The sequence below is a fragment of the Sulfitobacter sp. HI0129 genome, assembly GCF_001635395.1.
Taxonomy (GTDB): domain Bacteria; phylum Pseudomonadota; class Alphaproteobacteria; order Rhodobacterales; family Rhodobacteraceae; genus Sulfitobacter.
On the sequence record NZ_LWGH01000438.1, the window covers coordinates 1 to 3238 of the forward strand.

Annotated in this window: 2 protein-coding genes; both read left to right on the forward strand. The window is 49.8% G+C overall.

The features are described 5' to 3' along the window. Nucleotides 1-89 precede the first annotated feature (89 nt). Nucleotides 90-863: a DUF3800 domain-containing protein gene (locus A3764_RS11895; protein ID WP_067951622.1), complete on the forward strand. Its 774-nt coding sequence runs from the start codon at nucleotides 90-92 to the stop codon at nucleotides 861-863. Nucleotides 864-1481: 618 nt separating this feature from the next. Next, nucleotides 1482-3152, forward strand: coding sequence for a hypothetical protein (locus tag A3764_RS11900; protein WP_150121401.1), 1671 nt, complete (start codon nucleotides 1482-1484; stop codon nucleotides 3150-3152). Nucleotides 3153-3238 lie beyond the last annotated feature (86 nt).

Here is a 3238-nt window from a genome sequence, read left to right on the forward strand (position 1 = left end):
TGACATTTACGAGGCAAACGATTTACCGAACTTGCGCAAGCGACACGCACACCCTTTAAGCGCCTTCCAACAGTACTTACTTCAACAGCATGGCGTTTATCTACCTTGATGACAGCAAGCATCACCGCTTTGGATTTTCTTTGGCGGCTTTTGTGATTTGCGATAGTGACCCGACTGAGAACATCACATCTGTTTTCCAAAAGTTTGGTTATGACCCCGAGGCTTTCGAATACAAATCGTCTTCAAAGATGGGGAACGACGAAAGTCTCAGAGCCTTACGAAGTGCTTTGAAGTCCTTCATCGGAAGACGCTGTAAAATAGCCATATGCGTTGTGGATGGAGACAAAAGGCTTGGGCCTGCGGCGCTCGAACTGCTGACGGCCAGCCTATCACACTCCCATTTGAAGGGGCAGCCGCATGAAGTGTTTTTTGACGAAGGCTTGTTTCAATCATCGAAATCCGCTTCACAGTTGGTGGAAGGCGAACCTAGGTTTGAGCTTTGTAAATTCCACTTTGAGCAAGACTCTCGAAAGCATCTAGGCATTCAGTTGGCAGACATCGTTGCTCACACCTGCAGCACGATGCTTCTCGAGAAACTAGGTCATATTACTAAGAAGGTTGTTCTGAATATGCCTGGGGACAGTGTTTACGATGGCCTTGAAGTCGAGCTCGGCTTTGAGATGTGGGCCGGAATTCGTTATGCCTTCTTGTCGAATAACAAGCCGAACCCTAAGGACGATTTTGATCTAGCTAATGTCGATGTATACCCTTGGGGATTGTTCATCGACGACGGCGTTGATGAGCGGATTTCCAACTCAGCAATGGAAAGATTTGGCGAGAACTACCTTGGCTGCATCCATTGAACGGCCCTTACCCGACATCTGACCGCGAGCGCCAATGCCGCGTTGCGGCCCGCCAGACCGGACTTTCGCCGCACTGCGGAAAGGGCGGCTTACTCGAATTCACGGATCGCGGACTTTCCTGCCGGTCGTAGCACAATACCCTGTGACGGCAGTTCAGCCTAAACAGGACATTCACAGTATGCAGATGAGGGACGCGGTGCGGACCAAACGGACATTGGATACTCTACGACTGCAAAAGAGGTCACGAGGGAACTGGCACTTGGCCGTTCGACCGTCTACCGTCCACTGAAAGAGCATGGATGATGAACCGGGGTGCAATTCCCCCCAAAAGACAATTGCTATTAAATCAGCTCGGGGAGCCAAAAAATTTATACGCGAATAAAACTGCGCCCAACGCGAATAGGCTTTCTGGTCCACCCATCTGATACTGCTTCGCTAAAGCAGATTTTTCGAACAAATACGTCCCTATGGGGTGGTGTATTTAACCCCATAATCCCAGTGTTTTCGAAACCACCCAACTGCTGGTCCAATGATCACAAGGCGAGCCGTTCGTATTTCGCGTCTAAGGGATACCTCAAATACTTCGAACCCGATGTGTTTGTTGAAGCGAAGAGCGGTTTGGCTGAAAAGATCGGTTTGCCGCCAGAGTTCCTCGAGGGTTATCGATCCAAGGTTGTTCCGCTCGAGAACTTTTGGGACAACAAACAGTGGGGAGCCAGTGGGCCAAGATTGGGTTTAGGAGTTTCTGCAGTTCTTCAAGAAAGCTACCAGAAAGAGCGGAAATTCGTCCTACGAGAAGATCACAGAGACCATTTTCAAACCTATTCAGGTGCGGAGCATTCGTTAGCCGCTGCGGCGATGTTTGGAGAGTTCCTGGACGAGGGTTCCTCCGCATACTTAAGCCGGAACTACCGCTATGTGTTTAAGCCTACCGAAGTCGAAGAACTTTCGACAGCTTGGCGCAATCGAACGTTTGAGCAGTTTGCCAGTGAGATCGCCCTTACCGCCTTCGACCTCAAACCGAGCCAATTTGGCGCAAAGGACCCGACTTTCTTCCTTTTCGATCCCAACTCAAATTACGATCTGATCGACTTTTGGAACCTAAGAGCGCAAGCTCTCGGTCGAGTCCACCCAGTTCCTGTTGGCTTTTGGCTTGAAACCAAAGAGGAGTTGGCAAAGCTTGCCGAACGCTACCATCGGCCTGCGAGTGGAAACAGGTTTGCACGCAATGCGACACTCGAACTCGCGCGAACCATCTCTTCAGAAGAGATGGTTCATAACATCCAAGCGGATACTTCTGGTTGGAAACCGGGAATAATCTCAATCAAAAATTGGCGAGACAGGGTGTGGCAAGGTCACTCGAGCAACCGTTCTTCGATAGGCGTTGAGGTCTCTCGGCCCTATGCTGTCGAACAGTCAAAAATCATCAAGCAAGATGATGACAAGTATTTCAGGTTCGACACACTTGACCCTGAGTTCGGCGACGATGCAGGACATTCACATAACGACTACAGTTGGGTCAATGTTCTAACGGTATCCGACAACCACCATCATTATGGGCTAGCAACCACGCTTCCATTCAATGTGGATCGAAATTTACGTTGGCGGTTTTCTTTTGACGACAAGACCATCGTTAACAGTGAGGGATGGTGTTTTCCACAACGTTACTTGGGTAGCGGCGAAACGCTCGAGAAGAACCCTGCCATCCACTATTTTTCGAAGTATTTCGAAGCCGCAGGGTTTTCGACAGTCCAGTCTGAGGCTGGCCGGATAGCTCAACAGATGTTTTCGTCACTTTCCCGCGAGGCTTCTGCGTTGCACGCAGTCGGAATCTTCGGGTCCGCCGAACGGCTCAAATTCGTCAATAAGTATGCAATGGGCCAACGCATCCGCACCAGCGGCGACGAAGTGAAAGAGGAAAGTTTTCCAACACGTTCGATTTCACTGACCGATTTGGACAAACACGTTAAAGTGGTTGGATGGGAAGGGGTGACCAGAAAATCGCTTGTGTCTCGGCTGATCGCCTACAACGTTCTCCAGCTGGGTGTTGAAGTGAAATGCCCGCATTGCTTCAGCGTGAACTGGTATGATCTTGAGGCAATAAAATACGACTTAAAGTGCGAACTGTGCCGACAAGACTTTGAGTTTCCTCAAGACGACATCGATAGGCGATCTGGAAACTGGAAATATCGATTGATTGGACCGTTTGCTACGCCTGACTATGCCAGAGGTTCTTATGCATCCTTGCTGACGGCTGAGCTACCCCCAGAAAATCGGACACTGACGTAAGCTACGATTTGTTGTCTGCTGATCTTCGACGAGAAGGAGATCAGAGATGTCGAAGCGAAAGCAACATGCGCCTGAGTTCAAGGCGA

Excerpts from the sequence above, each read along its gene's own strand:
- A3764_RS11895 (WP_067951622.1), top strand. The coding sequence starts at position 90 with ATGGCGTTTATCTACCTTGATGACAGCAAGCATCACCGCTTTGGATTT.